General features: G+C 47.8%; 1 protein-coding gene. It reads left to right on the forward strand.

What is annotated here, in order from left to right; genetic code table 11:
* On the forward strand, positions 1 to 1812 hold a 1812-nt coding region (locus NTX75_10715), incomplete at its 5' end, for an ATP-dependent RecD-like DNA helicase (GenBank protein MCX5816692.1).
* Positions 1813 to 2100: the final 288 nt, after the last annotated feature.

Consider the following 2100-nt stretch of genomic DNA (forward strand, 5'->3'; position numbering starts at 1 on the left):
AAGGATATCCGCGATGTGATGATATTCCTCCAGGGACATGGCGTAAGCCCCGCCTACGCAATAAAGATATATAAGCATTATGGCAGGGATTCAGTAAAGGCGGTGAGCGAAAACCCTTACAGGCTTGCCATGGACATATTCGGGATCGGTTTCATCACAGCAGACAAAATAGCTGAAAAACTCGGTATTCCGAAAGATTCTCAAATCCGGATAGAGGCAGGTATACTTTACGTTTTGAATCAGCTTTCCGATGATGGCCATGTCTATTATCCGTACGATCTCCTGATTACAGAGTGCAGCAAGATTCTCGATGTGGAGGAAGACCGTATTCCCGTTGCCCTCGACTCTGTTTCCTCACAGAAAAAGGTAGTCATAGAACAACTCGCAACTCGCAACTCGCAACTCGCAACTCAATCCCCCCTGAATCCCCCCTTTGGAAAGGGGGGGGACGGGGGGGATTGGGCCGTTTACCTTACACGATTTCACATTGCCGAGGTCGGCATTGCACGGCATTTGACATCTCTCCTTACCGCACCGAAGCAGTTACGATTAATCAACATTGACCAGGCTATCGACTGGGTGCAGGGGATGCTGAAGATAACCCTTTCCGGAAAACAGATTGAAGCAGTGAAGGACTCGATTAACAGCAAGCTTATGGTGATTACCGGCGGCCCGGGCACGGGCAAGACAACGATCATCAATTCCGTTATCAATATTTACAAAAAGATGGGACAAAAGGTCCTCCTTGCAGCGCCTACAGGCCGGGCAGCGAAACGAATGACAGAGGCAACGGGCCATGAGGCCAAGACATTACACCGTCTCCTCGAATATACCCCAGGCAGCGGTTCATTTAAGAGGAATGAGCTGAATCCGCTTGATGCCGATTTAATCATAATTGATGAAACATCGATGGTTGACAGCCTGCTCATGTATCATTTTCTTAAGGCTGTATCTTTAAAAGCCACATTGATATTTGTGGGCGACGTTGATCAGTTGCCTTCTGTAGGAGCCGGATGTGTTTTGAAGGACATTATCAATTCGAAGCGCATCCCCACAGTCATACTGGATAAGATATTCAGGCAATCACGTGAAAGCATGATTGTTGTCAATGCTCACAGGATTAATACCGGAGAGATGCCGATATTTCAGGGCGACGAAACACACAATAAGGACTTTTATTTTTTCTTTATTGAGGAGCCGGAGAAGGTGCTCGAAAAGATTGTATACCTCTGCAAGGAGGGCATACCTTCACGGTTTCGTTTTCATCCACTCGATGATATCCAGATACTGGCGCCTATGCATAGGGGAACGGTAGGCGTGGCGAACCTGAATGTCGAACTTCAGAGGGAGTTGAATAATAGAAAGGAAGAAGTTGTCCGGGGCGGGAAGGTGTTCAAGGTGGGAGATAAGGTATTGCAGATCAGAAACAATTATGACAAGGATGTCTATAACGGGGATATTGGAAGAGCTGTAAGCATTGACGGAGAAGTGCAGGAAATGACTGTGGACTACGATGGAAGAAGGGTGACGTATGAATTCTCCGACCTTGATGAGGTTGTCCTTGCCTATGCCATTTCCGTGCACAAATCACAGGGCAGTGAATACCCGGTGGTTATCATCCCTGTGCTGACCCAGCATTATATGCTTTTGCAGAGGAACCTTATCTATACGGGCATTACGCGGGGCAAGAAGCTCGTTATTCTCATCGGTACCAAAAAAGCCCTTTCAATCGCGATCAATAACAACAAACCACAGAAAAGATACACCATGCTCAGGGAAAGGCTGATGAACCAGTGCAGTGATGAGTTATGAGTGATGAGTTTTGAGTTGATAGGTGATCTATTGCAGGGGCTTGCGTCGCCCCCTCCACGAACAAAGTCCGCGGAGCCTCCCCTTCTCGCCCACAGTGTGGGCTGGTTTATGTCGCTCGCGTTCGGCTTCGGAACTTTTGCTTGACAGCAAAAGACCAAGCTTCCTCGCCTCTCGACGGTTTGCTCCGGGATGCCCCGACACCTTCCTAACCACATATTTGGGTTAAAACAATACAGGTCGCATATCAGCTCAAAACTCATCACTGATTCATCAGTCTTTCCCTCAGCA

The organism is Pseudomonadota bacterium (assembly GCA_026388315.1).
Classification (GTDB): domain Bacteria; phylum Desulfobacterota; class Syntrophorhabdia; order Syntrophorhabdales; family Syntrophorhabdaceae; genus MWEV01.